Origin of the sequence: Shinella granuli (assembly GCF_004341885.1) — a bacterium.
In the GTDB taxonomy this organism is placed as follows: Bacteria; Pseudomonadota; Alphaproteobacteria; order Rhizobiales; family Rhizobiaceae; genus Shinella; species Shinella granuli.
This window is the reverse complement of record NZ_SLVX01000015.1, coordinates 24,020-46,379: the sequence shown is the minus strand read 5'-3', so window position 1 is coordinate 46,379 and position 22,360 is coordinate 24,020. Positions and strand designations below refer to the sequence as shown.

Genomic DNA, 22,360 nt, shown 5'->3' with positions numbered 1-22,360 from the left:
GCCCTCGCTTCAATACCAGCCGACGGCGACCTGGGCCTCTTCCGACATGCGGTCCGGCGTCCACGGCGGATCGAAGGTCATCTTGACCTCGACGCCGGACACACCCTCGACCGCGCCCACGGCGTTCTCCACCCAGCCCGGCATTTCGCCGGCCACGGGGCAACCGGGCGCCGTCAGCGTCATGTCGATCTTGACCATGCGGTCGTCTTCGATGTCGATCTTGTAGATCAGGCCGAGCTCGAAGATGTCGGCCGGGATTTCCGGGTCGTAGACGGTCTTCAGCGCGGAAATGATATCGTCGGAAAGGCGCGCCAGCTCGTCGGCCGGGATCGCCGAATGCACGATGCCGTCGCGGACGTCGCTCTTGTCTTCCGTTGTGTCGAGGGACATGGGCCTACTCCTCAGGCGAAAAACTTGCGGGCATGGTCGAGCGCGTCGGCCAGGGCATCGACTTCGGCGCGCGTGTTGTACAGGCCGAACGATGCCCGGCATGTGGAGGTGACGCCGAAGCGTTTCAAGAGCGGCTGGGCACAATGGGTGCCGGCGCGCACCGCCACCCCTGCCCGGTCGATGACCATCGAGACGTCATGGGCATGGATGCCTTCCAGCTCGAAGGAGAAGATCGAGCCCTTGCCCGGCGCCGTGCCGAAGATCTTCAGCGAATTGATCGCCGACAGCCGCTCATGGGCATAGTCGCGCAAATCCGCCTCATGGGTGGCGATCGCCGCGCGGCCGATCTTCTCCATGTAGTCGAGCGCATGGCCGAGCCCGATCGCCTGCACGATCGGCGGCGTTCCGGCCTCGAAGCGGTGCGGCGGGTCGTTGTAGGTGACGATGTCCTCGGTCACGTCGACGATCATCTCGCCGCCGCCCTGGAAGGGCCGCATCTCCTTGAGGCGATCCATCTTGCCGTAGAGCACGCCGATGCCCGACGGGCCGTAGAGCTTGTGGCCGGTCATCACGTACCAGTCGCAATCGATGTCGCGCACGTCCACCGGCATGTGCACGGCGCCCTGCGAGCCGTCGACCAGCACCGGAATGCCGCGCTCGCGGGCGATGCGGCAGATCTCCTTGACCGGCACGATGGTGCCGAGCGCGTTCGACATATGCGTGATGGCGATGAGCTTGGTGCGCTCCGTCAGGCACTTCTCGAAGTCTTCTATGTGGAAGGCGCCCGTATCGTCCACCGGCGCCCAGACGAGTTTCGCGCCCTGCCGCTCGCGGATGAAGTGCCAGGGCACGATGTTGGAATGGTGCTCCATGATCGACAGCACGATCTCGTCGCCCGCGCCGATCTTCGGCATGCCGTAACCGTAGGCGACCGTGTTGATCGCTTCGGTCGAGGATTTCGTGAAGATGATCTCGTCGACCGAGGAGGCATTCAGGAAACGGCGCACCTTCTCGCGCGCCGCCTCGTAGGCGTCCGTGGCGGCGTTCGACAGGAAGTGCAGGCCGCGATGCACATTGGCGTATTCGTTGGAATAGGCATATGCGATCGCGTCGATCACGGACTGCGGCTTCTGCGCCGAGGCGCCGTTGTCGAGATAGACCAGCGGCTTGCCGTAGACCGTCTTCGTCAGGATCGGGAAATCCTTGCGGATCGCCTCGACGTCGTAGGCCAGTGCGGGGGCGTGTTCCATCTCGTTCGTCCTATGTCAGGCGTGCCCTGGAGCGTTCCTGTTCCTCAGAACCGCGAAAACGCCCTTTGCTTGTTTGCGCGATCCCGGACCGGCCATCATGCGGGTCCCGCCGGGATCGCGACCGATCAGGCGTGCTTGTCGAGCCAGCCGGCGATGACGCCTTCCAGCGCCTCGACCAGCGGCTCGTCTTCCAGCTCCTCGACGATCTCGGCGACGAAGGCGTTGACCAGCATGGCGCGCGCCTTGTTTTCCGGGATGCCGCGGGCCATCAGGTAGAAGAGCTGTACGTGGTCGATGTCGATCACGGTCGCGCCGTGGCCGCACTGCACGTCGTCGGCGAAGATTTCCAGCTCCGGCTTGGCCGAGAAGTCGGCTTCGTCGGAAAGCAGCAGCGTGTTGCACGACATCTTGGCGTCGGTCTTCTGGGCATCCGGCGCCACGCGGATCTGGCCCTGGAAGACACCGCGGGCGCGATCGAAGATCACGTTGCGGATCACTTCCGTCGACGTCGTGTTCGGCACGTCGTGGCCGACCGTGAAGGTCACGTCGGTATGCGTCTCGCCGCCGAGCAGGTTGATGCCGCGCAGGATGAGGTCGGAGCCCTCGCCCGCCACCACGACATGGATTTCCTGCCGCACGAGCTTGCCGCCGGCATTGATCACATAAAGGCGCAGTTTCGCATCCGTGCCGAGCGTGATGCGGATCTGGCCGAGATGGGTGTCGGCCGCGCCCTGCCCCTGGAAGATGACCCAGGTGATATCCGCGCCCTCGGCAAGCGAGATGTCGCTGATCGTCGTGACGAAGGCGGCATTGTCGCCGGCCGCCGCATGGCGCTCGATGATGGTTGCCCTGGCGTTCGCGCCGAAGGTCACCGGGAAGCGCGTATGGACCTGGCCGGCATTCTGCACCGTCTGGATTTCGACCGGCGCTGCAAGTTCGGTGCCGGCGGGGAAATCCAGCACGAAACCGTCGCGCACGAAGGCACCGTTGATGCGGCCGATCGTGTCGTCGCTGTCGCGGGCGACGAGGCCGCCTGCGGCCGTGCCGTCGGCAAGCGCATCGGCAAAGGTGCGCAGCGTCACGCCCTCGACCGAGCCCCGCCCATCCGCAACGCCGTTGACGACGGAGAGCACCGTCGAGCCTTCGACCAGCGGTTCGAACCTGGCGGCGGAGGCTGCCGGATCGAAGGCCGGCACGGCGCGCAGCAGCGCCTTGAGGTCCGTATAGTGCCAGGCTTCGACGCGGCGCGTCGGAAGGCCGGCATCCTTGAAGTCGCTGATGAGAACGTCGCGGGCGGCGAGCACGGCGCCATCGCCCGGCAGTTCGCCGATAGCGTGGTCGTAGGCTTCGCAGAGCGCCGTCTCGGCGACGGAGAGCTTCATGCCTGTCTGCATGTTCATGAGATCACTCCTTCGCCAAGCCGTCAGGCGGCGGCGCCGATGATGTCGGCGTAGCCGTTTGCTTCCAGCTCGTGCGCCAGCGTCTTGTCGCCGGACTTGATGACCTGGCCCTTGTAGAGAACGTGCACCGTATCGGGCACGATATAGTCGAGCAGGCGCTGGTAGTGGGTGATGACGACGACGGCGCGGTCGGGCGAACGCAGCGCATTAACGCCGTCGGCCACGATCTTCAGCGCGTCGATGTCGAGGCCGGAATCCGTCTCGTCGAGGATGCAGAGCTTCGGCTCCAGGAGCGACATCTGCAGGATTTCGGCGCGCTTCTTCTCACCGCCGGAGAAACCGACATTCAGCGGACGGCGCAGCATTTCCGGCGCGATCTTCAGTTCCGCGGCGGCGTCCTTGACGCGGCGCATGAAGTCCGGCGTCGTCAGCTCCGCCTCGCCGCGCGCCTTGCGCTGCTCGTTCATCGCAACCTTCAGGAACTGCATGGTGGCGACGCCGGGGATTTCGACCGGGTACTGGAAGGCGAGGAAGATGCCCTTGGCGGCACGCTCGGACGGATCCAGTTCCAGGATGCTCTCGCCGTTGTAGAGGATGTCGCCTTCGGTGACCTCGTAGTCCTCGCGGCCGGAGAGGATGTAGGAGAGCGTCGACTTGCCCGAGCCGTTCGGGCCCATGATGGCGGCGACTTCGCCAGCCTTCACGGAAAGGTTCAGGCCGCGGATGATCTCGGTGCCGTCCTCGGCGATGCGTGCGTGCAGATTCTTGATTTCAAGCATGTTCTCGATCCTGGCTTCGGAGCGCGTCCCGCGCTCCCGTCTTCGTTTCAGAAGCCGAGGAAGAAGTGGACCACCGGAAGGAGCGTCGCCGAAAGGGCACCTACCCCGAACCCCAGCGCCAACCGCACGATCCTGTTCGTGAGCGTCGGCGAATAGGCTGCAAGTCCACCGCAAACCACGGCGTAGTACGTCAGATTGACCGGATCCATGTCGTCGCCTCCAGATGAGAGCCGCATCCGCTACTATAACGGATCACGCGGAAACTTCATCGAAAGGCCTGTCCGGCCCCCCGGCGGAACCCGCCGGGACATTCCTTCACCCGATCAGCCGACCGAGCCTTCCAGCGAGATGCCGATCAGCTTCTGCGCCTCGACGGCGAATTCCATCGGCAGTTCCTGGATGACTTCCTTGACGAAGCCGTTGACGATCAGCGCGATCGCCGCTTCGGTCGGGATGCCGCGCTGCAGGCAGTAGAAGAGCTGGTCCTCGGAGATCTTCGAGGTGGTCGCCTCGTGCTCGAAATGGGCGGTCGCGTTCTTCGCCTCGATGTAGGGCACGGTGTGCGCGCCGCACTTGTCGCCGATCAAAAGCGAGTCGCACTGGGTGAAGTTGCGCGCGTTCTCCGCCTTGCGGTGGGCCGAGACCTGGCCGCGATAGGTGTTGTTGGAGAAACCCGCGGAAATGCCCTTCGAGACGATGCGGCTCGACGTGTTCTTGCCGAGATGGATCATCTTGGTGCCGCTGTCGATCTGCTGGTGGCCGTTCGAGACGGCAATCGAGTAGAACTCGCCGCGCGAACCGTCGCCACGCAGGATGCAGGACGGATACTTCCAGGTGATCGCGGAGCCGGTCTCGACCTGCGTCCACGAGATCTTCGAGTTCTTGCCCCGGCAATCGCCGCGCTTCGTCACGAAGTTGTAGATGCCGCCCTTGCCGTCCTTGTCGCCCGGATACCAGTTCTGGACGGTGGAATACTTGATCTCGGCATCATCGAGCGCCACCAGTTCCACGACGGCGGCGTGAAGCTGGTTCTCGTCGCGCTGCGGCGCGGTGCAGCCTTCGAGGTAGGACACATAGGCGCCCTCTTCCGCGATGATCAGCGTGCGCTCGAACTGGCCGGTGTTCTTCTCGTTGATGCGGAAGTAGGTGGACAGTTCCATCGGGCAACGAACGCCCTTCGGCACGTAGACGAAGGAGCCGTCGGTGAAGACCGCGGAGTTCAGCGTCGCGTAAAAATTGTCGGTCGTCGGAACGACAGTGCCGAGATACTTCTTCACGAGATCGGGATGCTCGCGGATGGCTTCCGAGATCGACATGAAGATCACGCCGGCCTTCTTCAGCTCTTCCTTGAAGGTCGTGACGACGGAGACCGAATCGAACACGGCATCGACAGCAATCTTCGAGGTCTGCACGCCGGCGAGGATTTCCTGCTCGCGCAGCGGAATGCCGAGCTTCTCGTACATCTTCAGAAGCTCGGGATCGACCTCGTCGATGGACTTCGGGCCGGTCTGGTTCTTCGGCGCGGCATAGTAATAGAGGTCGTTGAAGTCGATCTTGGGATAGTCGACGCGCGCCCAGGTCGGCTCTTCGAGCGTCAGCCAGCGGCGATAGGCCTCCAGGCGCCATTCGAGCATCCAGTCGGGCTCGCTCTTCTTGGCCGAGATGAAGCGGATGATCTCTTCGGACAGGCCCTTCGGGGCCTTGTCCATCTCGATCGTCGTCTCGAAGCCGTATTTGTACTGGTCGACGTCTATCTGACGGACCTGATCGATCGTTTCCTGCACCGCAGGCATATCGTTCTCCAATCTTGCCGGATCCAAGGTCCGGCAGTTTGTCAACGTGTGGCGGGCCTCCCGCCGGTTATGTAAGCGCCAAAGGCGGCTTTTCCCACCCTTTGGCAAGCGAAAACTTGCGTTCTCGCAAGATTCCCGTCAGGCCGCCCGCCGTCGTGCCACGACGCGCGAAAAGGCAGCCAGAAAACGGTCTATATCCGCCTCGGTCGAGGCGGGGCCGAGCGACACGCGAAGCCCGCCGAGCGCCGCATCGAAACCCATGGCGACAAGCACATGGCTCTGCCCGACCTTGCCGGAGGAGCAGGCGGAGCCCGCCGAAAGCGCGATGCCTTCAAGGTCGAAGGCGATCTGCCCCGTCTCCGACTTCAGGCCCGGCAGGCTGAAGAACGAGGTGTTGGCGATGCGCTCGACATCCGCGCCATGGATGACGACGTCGTTCGTCGCCGCCCGCATGCCGTTCTCCAAGGCATCGCGCAGCGCGGCGATCCGCGCATTGCGCCCGGCAAGATCCGTCGCCGCGGCCCGGGCGGCCGCGGCAAAGCCGGCAAGCGCCGCCGGGTTTTCGGTGCCGGAACGGTGCCCCTTCTCCTGCCCACCGCCGCGGATCAGCGGCACGGGCATCAGCACCTCGCCGCGCGAGACCAGCGCGCCGGCGCCCTTCGGGCCGCCCAGCTTGTGCGAGGAGACGATCAGGAAATCGGCGTCGAGCGCCGTCATATCGACTGGCACGCGGCCGACGGCCTGCACCGCATCGACGACGAGGAGGCCGCCATGGCGGCGCACGGTCTCGGCGGCCGCCTTCACCGGCTGGACGATGCCCGTCTCGTTGTTGGCGAGCATGACCGCCACCATCGGCAGGCCCTTCGCCTTGTCATGGCCCGCAAGAAGCGTTTCCAGCGCATCGAGATCGACGAGGCCGGCGCGGGTGACGGGGATCGTCGTCACGGCATCGCGCGCAAAGCGCCCGCCCTCGCGGATCGCCGGATGCTCGATCTCGGACACATAGAGATGGCCGATGGCAAGCGGCGTGCGGCCCATGCGGTAATCGGGCGTCAGGACGAGGTTGGCCGCTTCGGTCGCGCCGCTCGTGAAGATCACATGGGCCGGAGCCGTGTCGACCAGCGCGGCGACGTCGCGGCGCGCGGCTTCCACCAGCATGCGCAGCGCCCGGCCCTCGCCATGCACGGAAGACGGGTTGCCGACGCTGTCGAGCGCGGCAAGAACGGCCTCGCGCGCCGCCGGCAGCAGGGGCGCCGTGGCGTTCCAGTCCAGATATGTGCGCTCCGTCTTCGTCATTTCTCACCCATGCACGCACGATACATTCGGTGCGGCGTGCATTTTCCTTGAATTTTCCGTCGGGCTTGCCTTATGACACCAAGCTCACGGCGTCCCCTGGACGCCTATACAGTTTCGAATGGTTCTAAACTAGGTTCTAGAAAAGCTGACTGGTTTCGTCAAGACTTCAGTTGACAAGAATCCGTTCCAGAACGCGAACTTGCCGGAGTAAGAATGCCCGAAATCATCTTCAACGGACCCGCCGGTCGCCTTGAGGGCCGTTACCAGCCGTCCAAGCAGAAGAACGCCCCGATCGCCATCGTGCTGCATCCGCACCCGCAGTTCGGCGGCACGATGAACAACCAGATCGTCTACCAGCTCTTCTACATGTTCCAGAAGCGCGGTTTCACGACGCTGCGCTTCAATTTCCGCGGCATCGGCCGCAGCCAGGGCGAATTCGACCATGGCGCCGGCGAACTGTCGGATGCGGCCTCGGCGCTCGACTGGGTGCAGAGCCTGCATCCCGATTCGAAGAGCTGCTGGGTCGCCGGCTATTCCTTCGGCGCCTGGATCGGCATGCAGCTCCTGATGCGCCGCCCGGAGATCGAAGGCTTCATGTCGATCGCCCCGCAGCCGAACATCTACGACTTCTCGTTCCTCGCCCCCTGCCCGTCGTCGGGCCTCATCATCAACGGCGATTCCGACAAGGTGGCGCCGGAGAAGGATGTCAACGGCCTCGTCGAGAAGCTCAAGACGCAGAAGGGCATCCTGATCACCCACCGCACGGTGCCGGGCGCCAACCACTTCTTCAACGGCCAGACGGAAACCCTGATGGCCGAATGCGAGGACTACTTGGACCGCCGCCTTGCCGGCGAACTGACGCCGGAACCGGCCGCCAAGCGCATCCGCTGACCGGCCGAGAAGAGAACAGAGAACAAAGAAGCCCGGTGACGTCCACCGGGCTTTTTCTTTGCCTTCCGGTCGCGCGCCTCAGGTCGCGCGCTTGACGACCTCCAGCACCACCGCGGGCGGCTCCGCCTCGCGCACGCAGTCGCGCCCGGCATTCTTGGCCGCATAGAGCGCGTCGTCCGCCCGGCGCATGGCAAAGCGCAGCGGTTCACCGCGCGTCACCTCGGCGACGCCGAAGCTGGCGGTGATGCGCACGGCCGGCGGCAGGCCGGGAATAGGGGCGACGGCACGGGTGGCGCGCAGGGTCTGGGCGAAGAGCAGCGTCGCCTCCCTGCCTGTGTTCGGCAGGAAGAGCGCGAACTCCTCCCCGCCGATGCGCGCCGCGAGTGCACCTGGCGGCGCCGCGACACGCAGCGCCTCGCCGAAGGCGCGGATGGCACTGTCGCCGCCCTGGTGGCCATGGGTGTCGTTGACCGACTTGAAATGATCGATGTCGCACAGGATGAGGCCATGTGGCCCGGCGCCCGCAAGCAGCGCGTCGATGTGGTTGTCGAAGCCGCGGCGGTTGAGGAGGCCGGACAGCGGATCGACCTCCGCATTGCCCTTCTCCTCCGCGACGATCTCCAGCACGAGCACGCAGAGCAGCATCAGGCCGACCGCGACGATCAGCACCGCGCCCATGCTCTGCGAGACGAGCGCGAACTGGCTGGCGAGATAGTCCTCCGCCGTGTTGCCCGCCCCGGCGAGCACGGCGGCGAAGGCTTTTGCGAGGAAATGCACGCTGGTCAGCGCAAGCAGGACGATGAGCGCCCGGTCGACGAAACTGGCCGGACGCGCCCGCCAGGCGGCGAAGGCGCTCATGCCGAGCGCCACCGCGAACGGCGTCTGGTAGGGCAGCGCATGGGCGAGCGTGCCGCGCGGCAGGTCGTAGATGGCATAATCGAGCGCGACGAAGGCGACGAAGATACCCGCCAGGCCCCAGCGGTTGGTGCGAAGGCCGTAGAGATGACCGATGCCGACGCGCAGCATCAGCATGCCGCCGAGCATGGCGGCGAAGGCGAGAATCGCCCAGAGCTTTGCCGGCGGCACATAGGCGACGAGGAATTCGAAGATGGTGGCGAGCGAGGCGACGGCATAGGTGCCGGCAAACCAGCGGGCGGCAACGCGGTTGCGGCTCCTGGCGGATACCGCCAGGAAAAACATGCAGAAACACTGCGCGATGAGAAAATTCACCGCCAGCACGAAGCCCGCGCCACTCATTGGCCACCCTACGCAAGATAAAAGCCGCTCCGTGCAAAAGCGCCCGGAACGATCCTGACGAATCCTAGAAGGCGCCCGCGAAAAAAGCGTTAATCGCGGGCGGCGTGTTTCCGTAACAGGCCACCGGAAACGGGCGCCGTCACGCCCGTCGTGCCCGGGAAGGTGAGCGGCAGGCCGCCGAGCGAGCGGACGGCGAGATAGGCCCAGGCCTCCGCCTCCATGCTGTCGCCGTCGAGACCGAGCGCCTCGGCCGTCACCACCTCCGCCCTCTCCGTCTCGGCAAGCGCCGCAAGGTCGCCCATGATCACCCGGTTGAGCCGGCCGCCGCCGCACACGACATAGAGCTTCGGCCGCTCCGGCAGGTGGCGGGCCGAGCGCAGGATGGCCGCGGCCGTGACATGGGCCAGCGTGCGCGCACCGTCCTCAAGGCTCGCATCCGACCCCTCGGGCGGGCGGAAATCGTTGCGGTCGAGCGAGCGGCGCACCGGATCGGTGAAGAAGGCATGGCCAAGGTAACGCTCCGCAAGGCCGGGATCGACACGGCCTTCCGAGGCGATCATGCCGCCCTGGTCGTAGGGAATGCCGGCATGGGCCTCGACCCATTGGTCGATCAGCGTGTTGCCGGGACCGCTGTCATAGGCGACGATCGCCCCGTCCGCGCCGATGAAGGTGATGTTGGAAATGCCGCCGATATTGACGAAGACGACCGCCTTGCCGGTGGCACCGGAAAGGCCGGCGGCAAGCGCGGCGTGATAGGCGGGAATGAGCGGCGCGCCCTGCCCGCCATGCGCCATGTCGTTGGCCCGCATGTCGTAGACCACGTCGATGCCGGTCTCGCGGGCGAGCAGCCCGCCGTCGCCGAGCTGCACCGTCAGGCCGGCATCCGGCCGGTGCAGCACGGTCTGGCCATGAAAGCCGATGACGTCGATGTCGGATGCCGCGAGCCCGTTCTCCTCCAGGAAGGCGCGCACGGCCTCGCCGTGGTGCAGCGTCAGCGCGCGCTCGACCGCGGCAAGATCGCCCGGCCGTTCGTCGCGCTTGCCGATCCTCTTGGCAGTCTCCAGCGCGCCCTGAAGGCGGCGGCGGAAGGCGGCGTCGTAAGGCCGCGCAAGACAGGGGCCGCGCTCGACGACGGCCTCGCCATCCGTGCGCAGCAGCGCGACGTCGATGCCGTCGAGGCTCGTGCCGCTCATCAGACCGATCGCCGTCCGCAGTCCCGTCATGCCATCCGCTCCAGAATCACTTTTGAAGTGATTATGCGGTGAAACAGTGCTAAACGCCCGGCGGTCCGCCGGAAAATTATCTCCGGCCGCCAACATCCCGCCCAAAGCATCCCGGCAAGAGAGACAGGCCATGTCCGAATTCAAATCCGATTTCCTTCGCACGCTGAAAGAGCGCGGCTTCATCCACCAGATCTCCGATGAAACCGGCCTCGACGACCTTCTCGCCAAGGAAACCGTGACGGCCTATATCGGCTTCGATCCGACGGCGCCGAGCCTGCATGCCGGCGGCCTCATCCAGATCATGCTGCTGCACTGGTTCCAGAAGACCGGCCACCGCCCGGTCTCGCTGATGGGCGGCGGCACCGGCATGGTCGGCGACCCGTCCTTCAAGGACGAGGCGCGCCAGTTGATGACGCCGGACACGATCAACAGCAACATCGCCAGCATCAAGAAGGTCTTCTCGAACTACCTCACCTATGGCGAGGGCCCGAAGGACGCATTGATGATCAACAATGCCGACTGGCTGCTCGGCATCAACTACCTCGAATTCCTGCGCGATGTCGGCCGGCATTTCTCCGTCAACCGCATGCTCTCCTTCGACAGCGTGAAGCTGCGCCTCGACCGTGAGCATTCGCTGTCCTTCCTCGAATTCAACTACATGATCCTGCAGGCCTACGACTTCGTCGAGCTGAACAAGCGCTACGACGTGCGCCTGCAGATGGGCGGCTCGGACCAGTGGGGCAATATCATCAACGGCATCGACCTCGGCCACCGCATGGGCACGCCGCAGCTCTACGCGCTGACCTCGCCGCTCCTGACGACCGCGTCGGGCGCCAAGATGGGCAAGTCGCTCTCCGGCGCCGTCTGGCTCAACCCGGACATGCTGTCGGCCTATGACTTCTGGCAGTACTGGCGCAATACCGAGGATGCGGACGTCTCGCGCTTCCTGAAGCTCTACACGACGCTGCCGATGGACGAGATCGCCCGGCTCTCCGCGCTCGGCGGCGCCGAGATCAACGAGGTGAAGAAGGTCCTCGCCACCGAGGTGACGGCGATGCTGCACGGCCGCGAGGCCGCCGAACAGGCCGCCGAGACCGCGCGCAAGACCTTCGAGGAAGGCGCGATCGCCGAAAACCTGCCGTCGATCGCGGTGTCCGCCGGTGAGCTCGAAGCCGGCATCGGCCTCCTCACCCTCATCGTCAAGGCCGGCCTTGCCGCCTCCAACGGCGAAGCCCGCCGCCATGTGCAGGGCGGCGCGGTGCGCATCAACGATGCCACCGTTTCCGACGAGCGCCGCGTCATCGGCAGCGCCGACGTTTCCGCCGACGGCGTCGTCAAGCTGTCGCTGGGCAAGAAGAAGCACATCCTGGTGCGTCCGGCCTGACCGGGCAAACGAAACTGAAGGCCTCTCCAGGCGGCCTTCAGTTTGATGGCAGACATCGCTCCAAGCACTCCGTCATCCTCGGGCTCGACCCGGGGATCCATTCTTTTCAACGGGTTGTGGATGGTCGGGTTTAAGCCCGACCATGACGTAGGAGGAGAGGTTTGCGGACCTTGCCACCAGATCGAAGGCCGCCTCCGGGCGGCCTTTTTCATTGGAATTCGAAGATGTTGCGGAAGACGCCGGGGGCGATGATCGACAGCGGGTTGATCGTCAGCTTCGGCTTGTCGAAGGGACCGGAGAGCTTGAAGGTGATGCCGATCAGGCCGCGGTCGTTGCCGTTGCCGAGCAGGATGCCGATCAGCGGCAGTTCGGCGAACAGCCGGTTGAGGCCGTAGGCCGGCATGAAGGTGCCGGTCATGTCCGTGCGGCCATTGGCATCGCGCACCGTGCCCTGGAAGGTGGCGCCGACCGTTTCGCCGCGCACCACGCCGTTTTCGAGGCTTAGCGCACCGCCGCCGGTGCGTATCTGGGCAAAGCCGCGGGAGAATTTCACGGCGCTGACATCGATCTCGCGGCGCACCGCTTCGTTGAGGCTGCGCCCGCTTTCGCCGGCCGGCGTCGAGACGAGCGAGCGCAGGCGCTCCTCCCCGACGAGCGAGAAGTTCCTGATATCGACGGATCCGCGCCAGCCGCTGCCCGCCGTCTCGCGCAGTCGGACATTGAGGAGACCGCCGCGCATGTGGCTGTAGACATCGGCAAAACGGGCGACAGCACCGGCATCGCCGCTGGTGAGCTGGATAGCGTCCGCGCCGCCATTGCTGGCAAGTTGCGCCACGACGGGCGCGCCGCTCTTCGTCACCGCCGAGAGGTCCACGCCCGAAATGCGGCTGCCCGCCGTGCTGTAGCGGAAGCTGACATTGGAGAGCGTTTCGCCATTGAAGCCGACGGCCCGTGCGAGATCGGCCCGGATGGTGACGTCCTGCTTCTCGCCGCCACCGCCGGTCGCATTCTTGAGGCGCGCCAGTACGGCGCGCACATCGGCCGCCTCGCCATCCGCCACGACCGAATAGCCGGACTTTCCGCGCTCCACCTTCAGGCGGAACCGGTCGTCGGCCGAAAGCCGGACGGTGGAGAAGTTCGCCGCGTCGAGCCGCGCGCCGCGGAAGGTGAGATTGCCCGCCACGTTGAACCCGTCGCCGGCAAAGCGGAAATCGGAGACGCGGGTGACGCCCTCCTTCGTGTCCGCCGTCAGCGTGACCTTGCCGCCGATGCCCGCCCCCTTGGTCCAGCCGATCCACGGAATGGAGACCGCGGCGGAGCCGACATCCGCCTCCACCGTGCGCGGCCCGTCGCCCTCCTGCTCCAGCCGCACCTCGACAGGCCCCTCGACCACGTCCTCCAGGCCCGGCAGCAGCTTGCGGCGGTCCTTGTTGTCGAGCGTGCCGGACAGCACCGTCCTGCGCTTGAAGCCGGCGGCCTTGCCGACGGGCTCGGCCAGTTCGAGGTCGAGCGTCACGCCATCGATATCGCCCCTGGCCTTGAGGTCGGCCTTCTGGGGATCGATGGCGAGAAGGCCGCGCAGGCCCGTCACGGTGCGCCCGGCGATCGGCTTGGCGAGGTCGACATCGTCGAGCGTCAGGGCCGCCGTCCATTGCGGCGGCGGCGGGTCGTGGGCGGCGATGACGCCGAAATGCGCCTTCACCTTGGCCTTCACCTGGCCGCTGAAATCATTTGGCGCAAAGCCGGTCGCCGGCAGGGCGCGGATCGGCCGGTAGGTCACCAGTTCGGCGATGGCGTCGGCATTGCCGGCGACATCGATGTCCATGTCCGCCATCAGCGGCTTGCTGTAGTTGTCGGGCAGCACGAAGGTGCCGCCGGTCAGCGCGACGGAGCGGCCGGACGGGAAATAGGCCGTGCCGCCGTTGATCGCGATCTCCGTGCGCGGCCCGCGCAGGCGAAATTTGCCGGACGTGTCGCGCAGCGGCGGGATTTCGCCGGCGACGTTCATGCGCGCACCCTCGATGTCGAAGTCGATCTTCAACTCCTCCGGACCGAGATGCATCGGCACGCCCGGCAGGCGCTCGCGGCCTTCGGCAAGGTAGAATTCGATGCGGCCATTGGTGACGGTGCCGCCGAAAATGTTCTTGATCACCCAGCTACGCGCCGTCTTGGCCATCCAGAACGGCCAGAACTGCTTGACCGCGGCCGATTCCAGCTCGCTGGCGATCATCACGAAGCTGATCTCCGGGTCCCGCTCGCCGAAGCGCATGGCCAGCGAGCCGGCGACATTGCCCTTCTCGCTGGAGACGGCCATCTCCTCGAACAGCAGGTTCTTCGTCTTCGGAAGATAGTAGCCGTTGACCTTGGCATCGAAACGGATCGGTGCCTCGCTGGAATCGACGGGACGGCTCACCGCGTTGCTGAAGACGAGGTCGATGGCGAACCCCTTGTCCGGCCGGTCGGAGACCCGGTCGAGGTCGATGAGGCCGCCGGTGAAGGGAAAATGCGACTGGCCGACGCCGGCATCCTGGGAGGCGAGCTCGATCGAGCCCTTGTCGAAATTGTAGCCGACCGTGAGGGTGGACGGGCGCAGCTCCGCCGCAATGCCATCGCCATAGACGGAGCCCGCGGCGAGCGCGACGTCGAGGCCGAGTTCGGGCTTCGTCCCGTCGATCTCGCGCACCGCATGGACCGAGACATCCGCCGTCGTGTCGACGCCGGCATGCACATTGCCGTTGACATCGTTGCCGAGCAGGAATTTCCCGAGCGCCACATTGCGGATCGACCCGTCCAGCGTGCGGACGGATCCCTCGGCGCCCGAGGCGGTCAGGTCGATCTCGCCCTCGGCGCCATCCATCGTGAAATGCCCGTCGATCGACATGGTGCCGTCGCCGTCGCGGGTGAACTGCAGGCTGGCGATGGCCAGCGTCACCGCCTTGCCGTCCGGCCCCTGGAAGGTCGCGCCGAGGTCGGACGCCTTGACGGTCTGCATGCCGTTCGTGTCGATGAGGTGGCTGACGCCGTCGAGCCGCTCGAAGGTGGTTTCGAGATAGTCCGGCACGTCGGAAATGCGCAGCGCCGCCAGGTCGAGCGGCTTGCTCTTCGGCAGCAGCGCGGCATTGAACATCGCGCCGTCCACATCGAGCCGCGAGACGGCGATGCGGCCGGAGGCGAGCCCGAGCGGGTCGAGCACGATGCCGATCGAATCGGTCGTCGCCAGTTCCTTGCCGGATTCGACCTCGACGATGCGGACATTCTCCGCCTTCAGCGCGAACCCGTTGAAACCGGCAAGCCGCAGCACGGTGTGGTCGACGGAGGCGCGGTAGCGCGTGCCGAGTGCCTGGTTGAGCGCGGCAACGGCCCGCGCGTTCAGCGTGCTGTCGAAGAGGCCGGTCTCGACGAGGCCGATGAGCACGGCGCCGAGAAACAGGACGAGCGCGACGGTGGCGGCAATGATGCGGCAGGCGATGCCGGTGCGGCTCGCCTCGACCGCGTGCAGGACGATGGGGTCATGCGCCTGCGCGGACGGCAGTTCGTGCAGCGGAACGATGTCCTTTCTGCGGAACACGACCTTCTCGTCGCGGAGTTCTGCCATCTCGTGCTGGTTTCCTTTGCCCCATTGCGCAGCGTTATCCCATGGAATCGCTGCCTGCCGTCCGCTCGCCGCTGGACGATTCTGCCTGCCACTATATATCGGGAGGCCGGCTCCTTGACTCAAAAAGCCGGCCAAAGAAAGGAAATCCCATGGCAGAACTGGCTCCGGGCGTCGAAGCTCCGGACTTCACCCTTCCGCGCGATGGCGGCGGCACCATTTCGCTCTCCGCATTCCGCGGCCGGCCCGTCGTCCTCTTCTTCTATCCCAAGGATGACACGGAAGGCTGCACGACGGAAGCGAAGGATTTTACCGCCGCGAAAGCGGATTTCGAGGCCGCCGGCGTCGCCCTCATCGGCCTTTCGCCCGATCCGGTGAAGAAGCACGACAAGTTCGTCGCAAAACACGCGCTCGGCGTGCCGCTCGCCTCGGACGAGAGCCTCCAGACGCTGGAGGCTTACGGTGTCTGGAAGGAAAAGAGCATGTATGGCCGCACCTATATGGGCGTCGAGCGCACGACCGTGCTCGTTGACGCCAACGGCAAGATCGCCGAGATCTGGCCGAAGGTGAAGGTCAAGGGCCATGTCGAGGCCGTGCTGGAAACCGCCAGAAAGCTTTAAATTTTCAAGGCAAATAATTGAAATGACGGAACTTCCCCATATCAAAAGCCTTCGGGGCGGCACCACGGCGGCCATTGCGGCCGCCGATCTCGACCTGAAGACGGCGCTCGCGCAGGAGACCGCACGCCGCTGGTTCGCCCGCACACTTTCGATGCGCTCGCCGCGCGACCCGGTCCTGCCGGCGCGGCCCGGCCGGCCGGAAAGACCGGAGCTCATTCCGCCCAGGCACATGGAGAAGCGCTCGCTGCACACGCTGAAGGGCCGCATCGCGCTTCTCCATGCGCTGGCCCATATCGAGCTCAATGCCGTCGACCTCGCGCTCGACATCGTCGCGCGCTTCACGACGGAGCGCGTGCCGCATTCCTTCTTCGACGGCTGGATGCAGGTGGCCTTCGAGGAGGCCAAGCATTTCCGGCTGATCCGCGATCGCCTGCGCGACCTCGGCGCCGATTATGGCGACCTGCCGGCCCATGACGGGCTCTGGCAGGCCGCGCACGACACGCGCAACGACCTGACCGCGCGCCTTGCCGTCGTGCCGCTGATCCTGGAGGCGCGCGGGCTCGACGTGACACCGACGCTGCAGGCCAAGATGCGCGAGACCGGGGACGACGCCAGCGCCGACATCCTCGACATCATCTACAACGACGAGAAGGGCCATGTGGCGGTGGGCGCCAAATGGTTCCGCTTCCTCTGCGCCCGCGAGAAGAAGGACCCTTCGGCCACCTTCAGGGAACTGGTACGCACGAACTTCCGCGGGCCGCTCAAGCCGCCCTTCAACGATGTCGCGCGGGCCGAAGCCGGCCTGACGCCTTCCTTCTACCGTTCGCTCGTTTCCGTCAGCCAAAGCTGATATTCCTCGCCCGCAACCCGCCGGGAAAGCCTTTGTTAACCCTAACAATGTGTAATTCCGGCACGAGACCTTCAAGAATCGGTCGGGGAGCAAATGGTGGCGGAGCGTCCTGAAAACCGCGTCTTCGGAAAGCGTGCGCAGCAGCATGTCGTGATCTTCGCGAGCGGCGACAAGATCCGCCACATGACCATCCGTCCCTGGATGGCTGCCGTCGCCTTCTGCTTTGCCGGCATGTTCACCGTCGGCTACCTTGCCGCCACGTCCTATCTCGTGCTGCGCGACGACCTGATCGGCGCCACCATGGCGCGCCAGGCCCGCATGCAGCACGATTATGAGGACCGCATCTCCGCGCTGCGGGCACAGGTCGACCGCGTCACCAGCCGCCAGCTCCTTGACCAGCAGGTCGTCGAGGAGAAGGTCGAGAAGCTGATGCAGCAACAGCTCGCCCTCTCCGCCCGCCATGGCAAGCTCGACGCCCTGCTGAACCGCGCCGAAAATGCCGGCGCAGCCGCCCCCGTTACCGATGGGATTCCCGTCACGGACGGGCGCCGGGCGGATGCGGTGGGCGCCATCAATGCCATCATGGGCGCGACCGGAAGCGCTTCGCAGAAAACGGCGCAGCTTGCCTATGCCGCGACGAACGAATCGGTCGCCGATCGCGCTGACCGGCTCTTCTCCAAGGTCACGCTCTCGCTGAAGGACCTGGAACACGAACAGATCAACCGAATCCAGTCGCTGACGGCCGGCGCCTCGGAAACGGCCGACGCCATCCAGACCATCCTGCGCCGCACCGGCTTCGACGTCGCCGAAAAGGCGGAGGGCGGCGATTCGGAAACGGCGATCGGCGGCCCGTTCGTCGAACCGGTCGACGTCACCGATCCGTTCGAAACCTCGATCAACGATCTCGACACCGCATTGGACCGCCTCGACAATGCCCGCCGCACCGCGCGAAAGCTGCCCTTCGGCAACCCCTCGCCCGCCAGCAGCATCACGAGCCGTTTCGGCAACCGCACCGACCCGTTCCTCGGACGCCTCGCGCTGCATGCCGGCATCGACTTTCGCGCCCGCACCGGCACGCAGATCGGCGCAACCGGCGCGGGCACGGTCGTCGTGGCCGCGCGCAACGGTGGCTATGGCAATATGGTGGAAATCGACCACGGCAACGGCCTGACGACGCGCTACGCCCACCTTTCCCGCGTGCTCGTCAAGGTCGGCGACCATGTGGAAGCCTCCACCCCGATCGGGCTTTCCGGCACGACGGGCCGCTCCACAGGCCCGCATCTGCACTATGAAGTGCGCCGCGACGGCAAGGCGCTCGACCCCATGCGCTTCCTCACCGCCGGCATGAAGCTGACGACCTATATGGATTGACGTAACGCAAGGTGAAGCGCTCTGGTATGACAAAAATATCGGCCATGGGCTTCAAATCGCTTGCGCATTTACCAAATTCACTGATTTCCTTGACTTTCCGGCACTTTCGGCATATTTGCGCTGCATCCTCGCGGCGATAGGGCCGCTGAAACCCATTGCGTTCGCAAGAACCGGAACGGAAACTGTTTTCCCTTTGACCACTTTTGCTGATCTTGGCCTGAGCCCGAAAGTCCTGTCCGCCGTCACCGACGCGGGATACACGATCCCGACCCCGATCCAGGCGGGTGCCATTCCGCCGGCGCTAGCGCGGCGCGACATTCTCGGCATCGCCCAGACGGGCACCGGCAAGACCGCGTCCTTCGTTCTGCCGATGCTGACGCTGCTCGAAAAGGGCCGTGCCCGCGCCCGCATGCCGCGCACGCTCATCCTGGAGCCGACGCGCGAGCTTGCCGCCCAGGTTGCGGAGAACTTCGAGAAATACGGCAAGAACCACAAGCTGAACGTCGCCCTCCTCATCGGCGGCGTCTCCTTCGACGAGCAGGACCGCAAGCTGGAGCGCGGCGCGGACGTGCTGATCTGCACCCCCGGCCGCCTGCTCGACCATTGCGAGCGCGGCAAGCTGCTGATGACCGGCGTCGAGATCCTCGTCATCGACGAGGCGGACCGCATGCTCGACATGGGCTTCATCCCCGACATCGAGCGCATCGCCAAGCTCATTCCCTTCACCCGCCAGACCCTGTTCTTCTCGGCCACCATGCCGCCGGAAATCCAGAAGCTCGCGGACCGCTTCCTGCAGAACCCCGAGCGCATCGAGGTGGCACCGCCCTCCTCCACGGCCAAGACCGTGACGCAGCGCCTCGTCGCCACGCACGGCAAGGACTACGAGAAGCGCGCGACGCTGCGCGATCTCATCCGCGCCCAGGACGACCTGAAGAACGCCATCATCTTCTGCAACCGCAAGGTCGACGTCGCCGAACTCTTCCGCTCGCTCGACCGCCACGGCTTCTCCGTCGGCGCGCTGCACGGCGACATGGACCAGCGGGCCCGCACGACGATGCTGGCCAATTTCAAGGAAAACAAGCTCACCCTTCTCGTGGCATCCGACGTCGCGGCCCGCGGCCTCGACATTCCGGATGTGAGCCACGTCTTCAACTTCGACGTCCCGATCCATGCCGAGGACTATGTCCACCGCATCGGCCGCACCGGCCGTGCCGGCCGCTCGGGCGCCGCCTTCACCCTGGTATCCAAGCGCGACGGGAAGTTCCTCGACGCCATCGAGAAGCTGATCGATCAGAAGATCGAATGGCTGAGCGGCGGCATCGAAGACCTGCCGCCGCAGGCCGAGAGCGAGGAGCGCGAGCGTCCCCGTGGCGGCCGCGATCGGGGCGGTCGTGACCGCGACCGCGATCGTTCCCGTGGCCGCAAGGGCGAACCCCGCGCAACCGAAACGCGCATCGAGACCAGCGAGAGCGAAGAGAAGGTGGAAGCCGTGAAAGCTGAACGCAAGGCGGAAGGGCGGCCGCAGAATCCCGCTCGCAATCCGCGTGCCGCAAACCATGCCGCACCGCGTCCGGCCAATGACGACAGCCGCGATCGCCGCAGCCGTTACCGCCGCGACGACGATGACGGCCCGACGCCGCTCGGTTTCGGCGACGAGGTTCCGGCCTTCATGCTGATCGCCGGCAAGGCCTGATCTCCCGGAATGTCCATTCCAGGCATCGATGTGCCAGGCCTCGGTTGCGGCCTGGCGATTTTGCGTGAGGGCAAGCTCCTGCTCTACCGGCGCCTGCGCGCGCCGGAGGCCGGCGCATGGAACATCGTCGGCGGCAAGATCGACCACATGGAGCGCGCCGTGGATTCCGCCCGCCGGGAGGCGGAGGAAGAATCGGGGCTGACCATCGGCGCCGTCGATTTCCTGTGCATTTCCGAGCAGATCATCGCGGACGAACGCCAGCACTGGCTGTCGCTCATCTATGTGACGGAAGATTTCTCCGGCGAGCCGCGCGTCATGGAGCCGGAGAAGCTGCCGGAATTCGGCTGGTTCTCCCTCGACGCCCTGCCCGCGCCGCTCTCGCGCTTTGCCGCCGATGCGGTGAAAGCCTTGCGGAAATGATCAGAACCGGGCCGTCGCGCCGATGATGAAGGTGCGGCCGCGGCCGTTCTTGACGCCGCCGTAATTGTCCATCAGGCCTGAATTTGCCTTCATGTAGGTCGTGTCGAAGACGTTCTCGACATTGAAGAAGATCTTGGCGTTCTCGTTGACCTGCCAGGAGGCATGCGCGTCGAACAGCGTATAGGCGTCGACGTCGAAGGCCATGCTCTGGTTGATATAGGCCTGCTTGCTCTTGCCGACATAACGCATCCGGCCACCGACGGTGAGCGTTTCCTCCAGGAAGCGCATGCCGGCGTCGATGGTCAGGAAATCGTCCGGCAGCCGTCCCGTGTCGCTGCCGACGCCGGCGGCGGAACCTTCCGGCTGCTTGGTGTCGGCGAGCGTCAGCGAGAAGCCGGCATAATAGCGGCCGGCATCGTAGCCGCCCTCCACTTCAAGCCCCTTCATCACCGTCGTGCCATCCACGTTGACCCAGCGCGCCGCGCCGTCCGTGTCGATGTCATAGGTGATGTAGTCGCGGATGCGGTTGTGGAAATAGCCGACCTTCAACCAGGCGGAATCGCCCGGCGTCAGGAGGTCGTCCGTCGTCATGTTGACGCCGAACTCCCAGCCGCGGCTCTTTTCGGGCACGAGGTTGGGATTGTTGTTGACCGGGTCGGAGGAGCCGTCGAAGCTGTGGCCGCCGGGATAGAACATCTCGGCCGCCGTCGGCGGGCGGGCGGTATGGGCATAGGTCACATAGGGCTGGAGCCATTCGAGCGGGCGCGCCGAGAGGGTGACCTTCGGGTTGAGGTCGCCGCCGTCGCGCGACAGCGTCTCCATCGGGCACGGATCGCCTCCGGCAGCGCAGCCGTTCGTGCCCGGCGCGTCGTAGCCGCTGACGCCTTCGAGCGACCAGTAGTCGTAACGCAGGCCCCCGGTCAGGTCGAAGATGCCGTGCGAGATCGTCGCCTCGCTGAAGACGCCCGCCTTCACCAGCGTCCCGTCCGGATTGGCGCCGCGCTTGGCGTTGCCCTCGTAGCGGTCGCGGCTGTAGGCGCCGCCATAGGTGAGCTTCAGCTCCGTTTCCTCGCCGAGATCGAAGCGCATGCGGTTGGAAATGTCGAAGCCGGTCGTCGTGTTGGTCCCCTTGCGGCCGTCGAACGTGCTGACATTGCCGTTGGTGCCGTCGAATTCGAGATCGGTGATGTTGAGATAGGCGTTGATCGAGAGGTCGATCAGGTCGCTGCCGGGCTGGTAGCTGTATTTCGCCGTATAGGTCTGGTTCTCGACGATCCAGTTGTAGCCGGAGCTGCCCGGCAGGAACTCGTTGCCGTACCAGATGCCGCCGAGCGACAGCTTGTGATCGGCGTTCGGCGACAGGTTGACCTTGAAGAGGCCCGATTTCGGGTGCTGGTCGCCGGCATTCGGGTAGAGAATGCCCGAGCCGTTCTCGTAGGGGCTCTTCTTCGTGTCGCTGAGCGCGCCGACGATGCCGATCTCGCCCTCGCCCATCTCGGTGCGCACGGCGCCGCTGAGAAGACGCGAATAGTCGAAGCCGTTGCTGCCGGCGCGCACCGAGGTCATCACGCCGTAGTCCCTGCCGGGCAGCAGCACGTCGTCGACGTCGAGCGTGCGGAAATTGGCCGCGCCCGCCAGCGTGCCCATGCCCTCGGCACCCGAGACGGCGCCCCGCGTCACGTCGACGCCGACCAGCATGTTCTGTTCCACATAAAGCAGGCTGTCGAAGGTGCCGCCATGGCCGGACAGGTTGCTGAAGGTCTGCGGCACGCCGTCGATCATGCTGTTGACGCGGCCCATGCCCTGCATGCCGCGGATGTTGACGGTGATGCCCGGCTGGTCCGCCGGCTCGCGCGTGAAGGTGCCCGGTGCGGAGCGCAGGACCTGCATCACGTCGCCGGCATAGCGGTCCTGGATCTTCTCGCGGTCGGCGGTCGAGACGCCGGCCGGAACGTCGACGATGCCGTCGCCATTGCCATCGCCTTCCACGTTGATCTGCTGGAGATCGGTCGCCGTCGCGTCCTGCGCGGTGGCGGGTCCGGCGGCTGCCAGCAGCGCAAGCGCCATGGCCGTGCCCGCAAGAAGCGTTGACGCGTGAAAACGAACCTGTTTCATGGAGACCTCACCGCACTCTGCCAGCGCAATTTTGAC

The 22,360-nt window shown here is 65.5% G+C and carries 18 protein-coding genes; 7 read left to right on the top strand and 11 right to left on the bottom strand.

Annotated elements, in window-relative coordinates; all coding sequences use genetic code 11:
* Window positions 1–9 precede the first annotated feature (9 nt).
* The 7 genes from EV665_RS21000 to EV665_RS20975 form a co-directional block, all read right to left on the bottom strand.
* Window positions 10–390 carry an SUF system Fe-S cluster assembly protein gene (locus EV665_RS21000; RefSeq protein WP_064330099.1) on the bottom strand — a complete coding sequence of 127 codons (381 nt, stop codon included), beginning with the start codon at window positions 388–390 and terminating at the stop codon, window positions 10–12.
* 11 nt (window positions 391–401) lie between these two features.
* Complete coding sequence (locus EV665_RS20995) at window positions 402–1,640, bottom strand: cysteine desulfurase (protein WP_064330100.1); 1,239 nt, start codon at window positions 1,638–1,640, stop codon at window positions 402–404.
* Window positions 1,641–1,765: 125 nt separating this feature from the next.
* Complete coding sequence (sufD, locus tag EV665_RS20990) at window positions 1,766–3,040, bottom strand: Fe-S cluster assembly protein SufD (RefSeq protein ID WP_133035560.1); 1,275 nt, start codon at window positions 3,038–3,040, stop codon at window positions 1,766–1,768.
* A 23-nt stretch (window positions 3,041–3,063) separates the two neighbouring features.
* Window positions 3,064–3,819 carry a Fe-S cluster assembly ATPase SufC gene (sufC, locus tag EV665_RS20985; RefSeq protein WP_064330102.1) on the bottom strand — a complete coding sequence of 252 codons (756 nt, stop codon included), beginning with the start codon at window positions 3,817–3,819 and terminating at the stop codon, window positions 3,064–3,066.
* Between the two features lie 47 nt (window positions 3,820–3,866).
* Window positions 3,867–4,028: a hypothetical protein gene (locus EV665_RS32390; RefSeq protein ID WP_162853120.1), complete on the bottom strand. Its 162-nt coding sequence runs from the start codon at window positions 4,026–4,028 to the stop codon at window positions 3,867–3,869.
* A 114-nt stretch (window positions 4,029–4,142) separates the two neighbouring features.
* Window positions 4,143–5,612, bottom strand: coding sequence for a Fe-S cluster assembly protein SufB (gene sufB / locus EV665_RS20980; protein WP_064330104.1), 1,470 nt, complete (start codon window positions 5,610–5,612; stop codon window positions 4,143–4,145).
* A 138-nt stretch (window positions 5,613–5,750) separates the two neighbouring features.
* Entirely contained in the window at window positions 5,751–6,908 is a 1,158-nt protein-coding gene (locus EV665_RS20975) for a cysteine desulfurase family protein (protein WP_133035559.1), read from the bottom strand.
* A gap of 213 nt (window positions 6,909–7,121) precedes the next feature.
* Between EV665_RS20975 and EV665_RS20970 the strand changes: the two genes are divergently transcribed.
* A complete protein-coding gene (locus EV665_RS20970; RefSeq protein WP_023516508.1) occupies window positions 7,122–7,799 on the top strand; it encodes an alpha/beta hydrolase in 678 nt (225 codons plus the stop codon).
* A gap of 78 nt (window positions 7,800–7,877) precedes the next feature.
* Here EV665_RS20970 and EV665_RS20965 read toward each other — a convergent pair whose 3' ends face one another.
* Both EV665_RS20965 and EV665_RS20960 read right to left on the bottom strand, forming a co-directional pair.
* The gene (locus EV665_RS20965) at window positions 7,878–9,056 is read right to left on the bottom strand and encodes a GGDEF domain-containing protein (protein ID WP_133035558.1); all 1,179 of its coding nucleotides are present in this window, start codon (window positions 9,054–9,056) and stop codon (window positions 7,878–7,880) included.
* 89 nt (window positions 9,057–9,145) lie between these two features.
* Entirely contained in the window at window positions 9,146–10,279 is a 1,134-nt protein-coding gene (locus EV665_RS20960) for an anhydro-N-acetylmuramic acid kinase (RefSeq protein ID WP_133035557.1), read from the bottom strand.
* Window positions 10,280–10,409: 130 nt separating this feature from the next.
* Here EV665_RS20960 and tyrS point away from each other — a divergent pair, with 130 nt between their 5' ends.
* The gene (gene tyrS / locus EV665_RS20955; RefSeq protein WP_133035556.1) at window positions 10,410–11,663 is read left to right on the top strand and encodes a tyrosine--tRNA ligase; all 1,254 of its coding nucleotides are present in this window, start codon (window positions 10,410–10,412) and stop codon (window positions 11,661–11,663) included.
* A gap of 208 nt (window positions 11,664–11,871) precedes the next feature.
* On the opposite strand, the gene EV665_RS20950 is transcribed toward tyrS, so the two are convergent.
* Entirely contained in the window at window positions 11,872–15,258 is a 3,387-nt protein-coding gene (locus EV665_RS20950) for a YhdP family protein (protein WP_133035555.1), read from the bottom strand.
* Between the two features lie 149 nt (window positions 15,259–15,407).
* Here EV665_RS20950 and EV665_RS20945 point away from each other — a divergent pair, with 149 nt between their 5' ends.
* The 5 genes from EV665_RS20945 (at window position 15,408) to EV665_RS20925 (ending at window position 20,209) form a co-directional block, all read left to right on the top strand.
* Entirely contained in the window at window positions 15,408–15,875 is a 468-nt protein-coding gene (locus EV665_RS20945; RefSeq protein WP_133035554.1) for a peroxiredoxin, read from the top strand.
* 22 nt (window positions 15,876–15,897) lie between these two features.
* Window positions 15,898–16,725, top strand: coding sequence for a ferritin-like domain-containing protein (locus tag EV665_RS20940; RefSeq protein ID WP_133035553.1), 828 nt, complete (start codon window positions 15,898–15,900; stop codon window positions 16,723–16,725).
* A 93-nt stretch (window positions 16,726–16,818) separates the two neighbouring features.
* A complete protein-coding gene (locus EV665_RS20935; RefSeq protein ID WP_133035552.1) occupies window positions 16,819–18,096 on the top strand; it encodes a M23 family metallopeptidase in 1,278 nt (425 codons plus the stop codon).
* A gap of 193 nt (window positions 18,097–18,289) precedes the next feature.
* Window positions 18,290–19,789 (top strand): DEAD/DEAH box helicase, encoded by a 1,500-nt coding sequence (locus EV665_RS20930; protein ID WP_064330114.1) that lies wholly within the window; start codon window positions 18,290–18,292, stop codon window positions 19,787–19,789.
* Between the two features lie 9 nt (window positions 19,790–19,798).
* Window positions 19,799–20,209 carry an NUDIX hydrolase gene (locus EV665_RS20925; protein ID WP_064330115.1) on the top strand — a complete coding sequence of 137 codons (411 nt, stop codon included), beginning with the start codon at window positions 19,799–19,801 and terminating at the stop codon, window positions 20,207–20,209.
* Here EV665_RS20925 and EV665_RS20920 read toward each other — a convergent pair whose 3' ends face one another.
* Window positions 20,210–22,324, bottom strand: a complete 2,115-nt coding sequence (locus tag EV665_RS20920; protein WP_133035551.1) for a TonB-dependent receptor domain-containing protein — start codon at window positions 22,322–22,324, stop codon at window positions 20,210–20,212. It lies immediately after the preceding gene.
* Window positions 22,325–22,360: the final 36 nt, after the last annotated feature.

Excerpts from the sequence above, each read along its gene's own strand:
- EV665_RS20935 (WP_133035552.1), top strand. The coding sequence starts at position 16,819 with ATGGTGGCGGAGCGTCCTGAAAACCGCGTCTTCGGAAAGCGTGCGCAG.
- EV665_RS20950 (WP_133035555.1), bottom strand. The coding sequence starts at position 15,258 with ATGGCAGAACTCCGCGACGAGAAGGTCGTGTTCCGCAGAAAGGACATC.
- EV665_RS20945 (WP_133035554.1), top strand. The coding sequence starts at position 15,408 with ATGGCAGAACTGGCTCCGGGCGTCGAAGCTCCGGACTTCACCCTTCCG.
- sufB (WP_064330104.1), bottom strand. The coding sequence starts at position 5,612 with ATGCCTGCGGTGCAGGAAACGATCGATCAGGTCCGTCAGATAGACGTC.
- EV665_RS21000 (WP_064330099.1), bottom strand. The coding sequence starts at position 390 with ATGTCCCTCGACACAACGGAAGACAAGAGCGACGTCCGCGACGGCATC.
- EV665_RS20975 (WP_133035559.1), bottom strand. The coding sequence starts at position 6,908 with ATGACGAAGACGGAGCGCACATATCTGGACTGGAACGCCACGGCGCCC.
- EV665_RS20925 (WP_064330115.1), top strand. The coding sequence starts at position 19,799 with ATGTCCATTCCAGGCATCGATGTGCCAGGCCTCGGTTGCGGCCTGGCG.
- EV665_RS20995 (WP_064330100.1), bottom strand. The coding sequence starts at position 1,640 with ATGGAACACGCCCCCGCACTGGCCTACGACGTCGAGGCGATCCGCAAG.
- EV665_RS20965 (WP_133035558.1), bottom strand. The coding sequence starts at position 9,056 with ATGAGTGGCGCGGGCTTCGTGCTGGCGGTGAATTTTCTCATCGCGCAG.
- sufD (WP_133035560.1), bottom strand. The coding sequence starts at position 3,040 with ATGAACATGCAGACAGGCATGAAGCTCTCCGTCGCCGAGACGGCGCTC.
- EV665_RS20970 (WP_023516508.1), top strand. The coding sequence starts at position 7,122 with ATGCCCGAAATCATCTTCAACGGACCCGCCGGTCGCCTTGAGGGCCGT.
- EV665_RS32390 (WP_162853120.1), bottom strand. The coding sequence starts at position 4,028 with ATGGATCCGGTCAATCTGACGTACTACGCCGTGGTTTGCGGTGGACTT.
- EV665_RS20940 (WP_133035553.1), top strand. The coding sequence starts at position 15,898 with ATGACGGAACTTCCCCATATCAAAAGCCTTCGGGGCGGCACCACGGCG.
- tyrS (WP_133035556.1), top strand. The coding sequence starts at position 10,410 with ATGTCCGAATTCAAATCCGATTTCCTTCGCACGCTGAAAGAGCGCGGC.
- EV665_RS20960 (WP_133035557.1), bottom strand. The coding sequence starts at position 10,279 with ATGACGGGACTGCGGACGGCGATCGGTCTGATGAGCGGCACGAGCCTC.
- EV665_RS20920 (WP_133035551.1), bottom strand. The coding sequence starts at position 22,324 with ATGAAACAGGTTCGTTTTCACGCGTCAACGCTTCTTGCGGGCACGGCC.
- sufC (WP_064330102.1), bottom strand. The coding sequence starts at position 3,819 with ATGCTTGAAATCAAGAATCTGCACGCACGCATCGCCGAGGACGGCACC.